5 protein-coding genes, 4 pseudogenes and 1 riboswitch are annotated in these 7533 nt (G+C 68.2%); of the genes and pseudogenes, 5 read left to right on the top strand and 4 right to left on the bottom strand.

The genetic code is table 11. The features are described from left to right. The first annotated feature begins 157 nt into the window (after nt 1-157). Both D9R02_RS10585 and D9R02_RS10580 read left to right on the top strand, forming a co-directional pair. Nucleotides 158-1555 (top strand): IS30 family transposase, encoded by a 1398-nt coding sequence (locus D9R02_RS10585; protein WP_029603730.1) that lies wholly within the window; start codon nt 158-160, stop codon nt 1553-1555. A 7-nt stretch (nt 1556-1562) separates the two neighbouring features. After that, nucleotides 1563-1880: pseudogene (locus D9R02_RS10580) on the top strand (integrase core domain-containing protein); the annotation flags it as partial. A 32-nt stretch (nt 1881-1912) separates the two neighbouring features. Here D9R02_RS10580 and D9R02_RS10575 read toward each other — a convergent pair. The 3 genes and pseudogenes from D9R02_RS10575 to D9R02_RS10560 all read right to left on the bottom strand — a co-directional run. Beyond that, a pseudogene (locus D9R02_RS10575) lies at nt 1913-3126 on the bottom strand (IS3 family transposase); the annotation flags it as partial. A 193-nt stretch (nt 3127-3319) separates the two neighbouring features. After that, nucleotides 3320-4600 (bottom strand): annotated as a pseudogene (locus tag D9R02_RS10565) (Nramp family divalent metal transporter). 191 nt (nt 4601-4791) lie between these two features. After that, nucleotides 4792-5433 (bottom strand): methyltransferase family protein, encoded by a 642-nt coding sequence (locus D9R02_RS10560; protein ID WP_019311260.1) that lies wholly within the window; start codon nt 5431-5433, stop codon nt 4792-4794. Nucleotides 5434-5548: 115 nt separating this feature from the next. On the opposite strand from D9R02_RS10560, the gene D9R02_RS10555 reads away from it, so the two are divergent. Together D9R02_RS10555 and D9R02_RS10550 are read left to right on the top strand one after the other, a co-directional pair. Then, nucleotides 5549-5881, top strand: a complete 333-nt coding sequence (locus D9R02_RS10555) for an ArsR/SmtB family transcription factor (RefSeq protein WP_019311261.1) — start codon at nt 5549-5551, stop codon at nt 5879-5881. Then, nucleotides 5878-6576, top strand: a complete 699-nt coding sequence (locus D9R02_RS10550; RefSeq protein ID WP_019311262.1) for a cation efflux transmembrane domain-containing protein — start codon at nt 5878-5880, stop codon at nt 6574-6576. Before D9R02_RS10555 ends, D9R02_RS10550 begins: the two co-directional genes overlap by 4 nt. A gap of 55 nt (nt 6577-6631) precedes the next feature. Here the strand turns inward: D9R02_RS10550 and D9R02_RS12130 are convergent, their stop codons facing one another. Continuing rightward, a complete protein-coding gene (locus D9R02_RS12130) occupies nt 6632-6784 on the bottom strand; it encodes a hypothetical protein (RefSeq protein WP_156125410.1) in 153 nt (50 codons plus the stop codon). A 387-nt stretch (nt 6785-7171) separates the two neighbouring features. Further along, nucleotides 7172-7325, top strand: a riboswitch (cyclic di-AMP (ydaO/yuaA leader). 5 nt (nt 7326-7330) lie between these two features. Here D9R02_RS12130 and D9R02_RS10545 point away from each other — a divergent pair. Then, nucleotides 7331-7533, top strand: a pseudogene (locus D9R02_RS10545) (C40 family peptidase); the annotation flags it as partial.

Genomic DNA, 7533 nt, shown 5'->3' with positions numbered 1-7533 from the left:
GTCGCGTCGCACATGCGCACCGAGATGATCCTCGACGCCATCGAGATGGCCCGCTGGTCCAGAGGTCACCGCCACGCGGACCTGCGGTGTCACAGCGACGCGGGGTCTCAAGGCGGATTCAACTGGTCGTCGCAACACCTCGATCGGGAGGTGTCAGATGGTTCGTCGTCAGCAGGCAGCAGATCGGGCGGAGCGACCGAAGCTTCGGTCCCCTGGGCATCCGAAGTTCCAACGGCATGTCGAGGCGGCGTTCTGGGCGGAGATCGCCAAGGGGCTATTGCCCATCGAGGCTGCTGCCGTGGTCGGCGTGGCGCAAGCTGTCGGTCAGCGATGGTTCCGCCACGCTGGCGGCATGCCTCCATTCGATCTGAAGTTCACGCCAACCGGACGCTACCTGTCGTTCGCTGAGCGTGAGGAGATCGCATTCCTGCGTGCTCAGGGACGCGGCGTGCGCGAGATCGCTCGAACTCTAGGCCGTAACCCGGGGACGATCTCCCGTGAGCTGCGCCGGAATGCGGCCGTCCGCTACGGAAGTCGCGGGTATCGAGCGTCGGTTGCGCAGTGGAAGGCCGACATGGCCGCGAAACGCCCGAAGGCGGCGAAGCTGGTCACGAACGTGCGGTTGCATACCTACGTCCAGGACCGATTATCGGGGCAGATCGCCACGCCTGATGGCAAGGTGATAATCGGTCCCGAGCCCCCACGGTTCACGGGGATCAACAAGCCCCACCGTAAGCACCGCGGGTGGTCCACGGCGTGGAGTCCGGAGCAGATCAGCAACCGGCTCAAGGTCGACTTCCCCGATGATGAGTCCATGCGCATCAGTCACGAGGCGATCTACCAATCCCTCTACATTCAGGGCCGCGGCGCGCTCAAACGCGAGCTTGTCTGGTGTCTGCGCACGGGCCGGGCGCTGCGCGCGCCGCGGGAACGGTCACGCCGCAAGACTTGGGCGCACGTCACTCCTGGAACGCTGATCAGCGAACGTCCCGCAGAAGCCGGAGACCGAGCTGTTCCCGGCCATTGGGAGGGTGACCTGCTGATTGGGCTCGAGCGCTCAGCGATTGGCACCGTCGTCGACCGCACGACCAGGTTCACGATGCTGGTCCACCTCCCCCGTGAGAAGGGATACCGACACAAGGAAACACCCAAGAACGGCCCCGCGCTGGCCGGCTATGGCGCGATCACGATGAAGAACGCGCTGGCGAGCACGATGTCGACGCTGCCCGCCCAACTGGCGAGGTCGTTGACCTGGGATCGCGGCAAGGAGATGTCCGCTCACGCACAGTTCACGGTCGAGACGGGCATCCCGGTGTTCTTCGCCGATCCGCAGTCCCCCTGGCAACGCGGCACGAACGAGAACACCAACGGACTACTGCGCCAGTACTTCCCCAAGGGCACTGACCTGTCGAGCTGGACGGCAGAGGAGATTGAAGCCGTCGCTCACGCACTCAACACAAGGCCCCGCAAGACCCTCGGCTGGAGAACCCCTGCCGAAGCCTTCAACGAGCAGCTACTGTTGCTCCAACAAGCCGGTGTTGCAACCACCGGTTGAACCCGGTCAATTCACGTCCATTCGCTACGGCGAACGCCTCGCGGAGATCGGCGCGACGCCGTCGATCGGGACCGTCGGTGACAGCTATGACAATGCCCTGGCCGAGACGGTGAACGGGTACTACAAGGCCGAGCTCGTCCGCGGGCCGGCCCGGTCCGGGCCGTGGAAGACGGTCGAGAATCTCGAGCTCGCCACCCTCGGTTGGGTGCACTGGCACAACACGCAGCGCCTCCACAGCTACCTCGGCGACGTCCCGCCCGCCGAGTTCGAGAACGCGTTCTATGCTGTCCAAGCCGACCGCGAACACCTGGTCGGAATCAAATAGCGCGAGTCTCCATCAGACCCAGGGCGCTTCATAGCGGACGCAGCGGTCTCGTAGGCGTTCGGGGCGATGTTGCCGATCGCGGAGTGGCGGCGGCGGGTGTTGTAGCGGTTCGCCCACCGGAACACGGCCCGGTAAGCCGTGGCCTGGTCGGGGAACGCGGGGCGACCCTCGAGCAGCTCGCGCTTGAGAGCCGCGTTGAACGATTCGGCCAAGGCGTTGTCCGCGGACGAGCCGATCGCGCCCATCGACTGGGTCACCCCGAGCCGCTCGCAGAGAGTTGCGTACGACTTCGAGGTGTAGACCGACCCGTGGTCCGAGTGGAAGATCGCGCCGCGCAGAGTGCCGCGCTCGCGCCGCGCGGTCCTGAGCGCGTCCTCGACGAGTTCGGTGCGCATGTGCCCGGCCATGCTCCACCCTGCCAGCTTCCGCGAGCCCAGATCGATGCAGGACGCGAGGTAGAGATTCGTGCCGTCGGCGATGGGCAGGTAAGTGATGTCGCCCACGTAGCGGCGGCCCGGCTCCCCAGCGGTGAAGTCTCGGCCGACCAGGTCGGGGAACTTCCGGTCGGACTGGTCCGGCACCGTAGTCTTCACGCGCTTGCGCAGGCGGATGCCGGCCAAGCCGTGCTGACGCATCACGCGGGCCACCCGCTTGTGGTTGACCCGCTCGTCGGCAGGCGCGTCCTCGTTGAGGTCGGCGGTGATCCGCGGCGCCCCGGATGCGCGGTCCCCGCCCTGCTGCGGGTCTTGCAGCGCCCGGATCCGTGCCGCCAGCGCCGCGTCCGCTGCCACCCTCGCGGCCCGTTGCGGCGCGGCGGCCAGCCATGCGTAGAACGACGACCTCGCGATCTCCACGACCTCGCACAACCGCTTCACGCTCCAGGCGTCCTTGTGGTCCTCAACGAACTGGAAGCGGTTCACCAGTTCGTCTCCCCGGCGAAATACTTCGCCGCCTGGCGCAAGATGTCCCGCTCCTCGGCGAGCTTGGCCTGCTCGGTCCGCAGCGCCGCGTTCTCGGCCTCCAGCCGGGCGATCCGCGCAGCCTGCGACTCCGGCCGACCGGCCGGCGCGGCCGTGGGCGCCCCCGCGGTCGTGGTCCTAGAGCCGAGCTTGTCGACCCACTCCTTCAACGAGCCCCGGGACACGCCCAGATCCGCCGCGATCCCCTTGAGCGTCGCGCCCGGCGTGGACTCGTACAAGTCCACCGCCCGGCGACGGAACTCGTCGGTGTAGTTCTTCCTGGCCATCCTTGGATTCTCGCTTCCCCAGCATCGTGCTGGATACCGCGTGTCCAAGATCAAGGGTCAAGCCCCATCGGCGGGGCGCCCCCTTCGGTGGCCGACCAGATCGCCTTGAGATAGTCCTGGGCGACCGGGGTGATCTCACTCAAGTCCATGGGATCCACGCTACCGAGTGCCGCGCCGGAGCTGCCGGGCCCACTCAATCGGCCCCGGTGGCGGTCAGGATGATCAGCGCCAGATTCAACGACACGATCAGGGCCACGACCACCCAGGCGGCGACAGTCAAGGCCACCTTGTTCACGAAGGCGCCCATCAGATCCCGGTTGCTGCTCAGTCGCACCAACGGGATCAGGGCGAAAGGGATGCCCAGGCTCAGCAGCACCTGGGACAGCACCAGCGCCCAGGTCGGGTCCACCCCGACGGCGATGATGACCAGGGCCGGGATCAGGGTGATCAGCCGGCGGGTGAACACCGGGATGCGCACGTGCAGCAACCCGCCCATGATCGCTGATCCGGCGTAGGAGCCCACCGAGGTCGAGGCCAGACCGGAGGCCAGCAACCCGATGCCGAAGGCGACCCCGACGGCCGGGCCCAGGGCGGCGGTGATCGCCGCATGGGCTCCTTCGATGCTGTCGGTGCCGGGCCCCCCGGCGGGATTGCCCGCGGCCAAAAGCAGCATCGCGATGTTCACCGACCCGGCCACGAGCAGGGACAGCAGCACGTCCCACCGGGTGGCGGTCAGCAGCCGCGGCAGGGCCTCGGCGGGCACCGAGTGCCCGTGGCGGTCCCGCGCCAGGGCGGAGTGGGCGTAGATGGCGTGGGGCATCACCGTGGCCCCGAGCATGCTCGCGGCCAGCAGGACCGTCGGGGTGCCCTCGAACCGTGGGACGATCCCGGCGACGGCCTCGTCCCACGACACGGGGCCGAAGAACAGGCCGGTGACGAAACCGGCGGTGACGATCGCCAGTAGGCCGGTCACGACGAACTCGAAAAACCGAGGGCCCCGGCGGGTCTGCAGGACCAGCAGCAGCATCGAGATCACCCCGACGATCACGCCCCCGGCCAGCAGCGGGATCCCGAAGAGGATGTGCAGGGCGATCGCCCCGCCGATTACCTCGGCCAGGTCAGTGGCCGCGGCCACCAGCTCGGCCTGGACCCAGTAGGCCAGCCGCCAGCCCCGGGGCAATCGGTCGCCCAGCAACTCGGGCAGGCTCGATCCGGTGACCAGCCCGACCTTCGCCGAGAGGTACTGGATGAGTACCGCCATGGCATTGGCGGCCACCAGCACTCACACCAACAGGTACCCGTACTGGGCGCCGGCGGTGAGGTTCGCCGCGACGTTGCCCGGGTCCACGTAGGCGACCGCGGCCACGAAGGCTGGACCCAACAACCAGGGCAGCGGTTGGCGGCGCACCCACCGCTCTCCTGGGGAAGTGGCGGCAACACCTGTTGAGCCGGTGCGCCCGGTCCCGGTCCTCATAGAAAGTTAAGCTATACGAACTTTCCGGCGCGGGGAATGGGGGCCCGGCCTCGAGGGCTTGGTCATGCCCCCAAACGTGCGCGCGCAGGAGGGGCTGGGCGCCTCGACAGCCGATCACAGGGGCATGGAACTCCGGACGGTGCTGGTCTCCTGGGGTGGGGGAACTGTCGGCCAGTGGTGGGGTCCTGGGTTCAGGGGGTCAGCTCGCCCAGGGGTGCGGGGCGGAGTCGGCCGAGACCGGGCATGAACCGGCCGACATGAGCGGCGTAGGAGGCGTAGGCCTGTCGGTGGGTGCTCAGCAGGTAGGGCTCTTCGACGAGACGGACCTGCAGCTCCACGGCCACCAGCAAGCACAGCCACGCCGCTGCAGTGACCACGGTGGGCACCAGGAGGGTCAGGCCGGCCAGGGTGGTGAGCATCGCGGTGAAAATCGGGTTGCGGACCACGGCGAAAGCCCCGGTGGTGACCAGCTCGGTGCGTTCGGTGGCGTCGACACCCACCCGCCAGGAGGCGCCCATGCCGGCCTGGGCGGCTAGTACACCGAGGAAACCCACCACGGTGACGACCGCCCCGGCCCAGGACAGTGCTTGCGGGAGCCGGGGTGCGGCCACGGTGCCGGTGAGGGCCAGGACGGGCCCGGCCGCACCGAGAACCAGGGCGGCCGCGAACAGGATCCCGCCCCACCACTCGGGCGAGCCGGGCGCCCCGCTCACCCCGCGGAAGCCGCTGGAGCCGGTGCGGCGCCGGTGGATCCACGACCGCACACCGAAGGCGGTCACCAGGCCGGCCAGGTACAGGCCCAGCGCCAGAGCCGGGGCCACTTCCGACATCATCACGGTCCTCCTCGATCCGGCAAACGCAGCACGCCCCGGGTGACCCGCTGGTGCGCCCGAGGAGTGCCAGCAGGCCACCCCTCAACAGTACACAGAAACCTGTACCGTAGGGGGGATGACCGCGGTGACCCCCACCCATACTTCGGCCCTGTCCCGGTTGGGCCATGCTCTCTCGGACGGGACCCGGACCCGGATCCTGCTGTCCCTCCGAGACGCCCCGGCCCGGCCCTCGGAACTGGCTCAGGCCCTGGGGGTGTCCAAGCAGGTGATCTCCAACCAGCTGGGGTGCCTGCGCGGGTGCGGGCTGGTGACCTCCACCGCCGAGGGGCGCAGCACCTGGTACTCCCTGGCCGATCCCCGCCTCGGGGCTGCCCTGGGGGACCTGCTGGAGCTGGTGGTCACCGTGGACCCGACCTGCTGCTCCCCGGAAGGATGCACCTGCACATGACCTCCCTGACCCTGGACCCCAAGCCCATCGCCGATGCACGCCGGGCGGTGCTGCACCGCAGGGTGCGCTGGATCGTGGCCGGCACCATCACCTACAACGTGCTCGAGGCGGTCATCGCCCTGACCGCCGGCACCATCGCCTCCTCCTCGGCGCTGATCGGCTTCGGCCTGGACTCGATCGTGGAGGTCCTCTCCGCGGCGGCGGTGGCGTGGCAGTTCGCCGCCCCGGACCCGCACCGACGGGAAAAGGTGGCGATGCGGGTGATCGCGTTCTCCTTCTTCGGCCTGGCTGCCTTCGTCACCGTCGATGCGATCCGCGCCCTGCTCGGGGCCGCCGAGCCGGAACACTCCCCGGTCGGGATCGCCCTGGCCGCGGTGAGCCTGCTCATCATGCCGTTCCTGTCCTGGTTCGAACGCCGCACCGGCCGGGAGCTGGGCTCTGCTTCTGCGGTGGCCGATTCCAAGCAGACCCTGCTGTGCACCTACCTCTCCGCCGTGCTGCTGGTAGGCCTGGTGCTCAACAGCACCCTGGGCTGGTCCTGGGCCGACCCGCTGGCTGCGCTGGTGATCGCCGCCGTGGCGGTCAAGGAGGGGCTGGAGGCCTGGCGCGGAGACGCCTGCTGCACTCCCGTTGCGGTCCTCACCGCCGAGGACGGTGCACACTGCGGTGGATGCGGTCCCAACTGCGCCCACTGAGCACGGTCGGCACGCGTCGGCGCCCCGAGACGAGGACGCCGGGGCGCACGGCTTCTCAGGAACCGAGGTAGACGGAGATCGCGGCGAACAGCGCAACTCCGCCGGTGAGCAGGATCGGTCCCGGCACGCTGGTGTCGCCTTCGTGGGCTTGGTCGGGCATCTCCTCGACCACAACGCTGGCTAACGTTCCGCCAGTCAGTGCGAGCATGGACAGAGCCCAAATTTCCGGGGCTTGATGCAGCGCGAAATATCCCAGGATGGCCGCGGGCTTCGCTCTCGATCCACCCGCCGCGCCTTTTGAAGTGGCTCCTGTCCCCACCGCTGTGTGGGCGACGACTCCCCGCGCAGCGTCCACGCACCAACAAGCCACCTCACTCAAAGCGCAGAGCGCCCCGCCTTTCTCGGGAAATTAACAGGAAAAAGCCGACAACAATTCAGGTCTTCATCAAGCCTTGACCACTTCTTTACGATCTCTATACATTCCCGAATCGGATTGTGATTGTTTCGTAATCTCCTTGTACTCTTCAGTGCGTGCCGACCACTGATCCTGTCGGCGCCCTCGTGGCACATCGCCGAGTTCTGCCGGTGCTCGGGGTTCCTGAAGAGAAATCGCTTGGCAGAAGCGGGGGAACCATTACCGGTCCCGGTGTACCGGGGCCTTGGGGTTAAGTCTCAGAGCGCGTGCGTTCTGCGGCCGGGTGTCTCCCACCCGCATCCGACAGCTCACCTCGTAGGCAAAGGGAGGAACTCCACCATGTCGCTTTTCAAGCAGCACACTGCCCGTCACCGCGCCCAGACCTCCTCGCGCGCCGTGCGTACCACCACCGTCGTCGCCGCCGCCGGCGCAGCGCTGGTGGGCTCCATCGCTCCGGCCCAGGCCTACGCCGAGATCCCCGCCGCCTCCGGGTCCTCCTATGCGGCTCCGGCCTCGGCGATGGCCGATCTGGCCTCCTACAC

Origin of the sequence: Kocuria rhizophila, assembly GCF_003667225.1 — a bacterium.
GTDB classification, from domain to species: domain Bacteria; phylum Actinomycetota; class Actinomycetes; order Actinomycetales; family Micrococcaceae; genus Kocuria; species Kocuria rhizophila.
The sequence above is the reverse complement of the archived record's forward strand: the minus strand, read 5'-3'. Positions and strand labels throughout refer to the sequence as shown.